The sequence below is a fragment of the Oryzibacillus soli genome (assembly GCF_051594765.1).
GTDB lineage: Bacteria > Bacillota > Bacilli > Paenibacillales > NBRC-103111 > Paenibacillus_AR.
Genome location: NZ_JBPPGJ010000147.1, coordinates 1 through 265 on the forward strand (window position 1 = coordinate 1; position 265 = coordinate 265).

Annotated in this window: 1 rRNA gene; it reads right to left on the reverse strand. The window is 52.1% G+C overall.

Annotated features, from left to right (window positions below):
• Positions 1–168: 168 nt before the first annotated feature.
• A 23S ribosomal RNA gene (locus ACSEXW_RS28490) occupies positions 169–265 on the reverse strand; the annotation flags it as partial.

The window sequence follows — 265 nt, forward strand, 5'->3', positions numbered from 1 at the left end:
CGGTCGTGTTCGAGATGGGAACGCGTGGTTCCCCTCCGCCATTATCACCAAACAGTCAAGGTTTGCACCTTGAAAACCGGATGCGAAATTTTCCGAAAACAATCTTTTGGGTCCCCGCCAAAGTACTCGGAATACGCTTCATCAGCATATGCTTCACTTTGGTGGGAGTAGGATAAGCCCTCGACCGATTAGTACTGGTCAGCTCCACGTGTTGCCACGCTTCCACCCCCAGCCTATCAACCTCGTCGTCTTCAAGGGGTCTTAC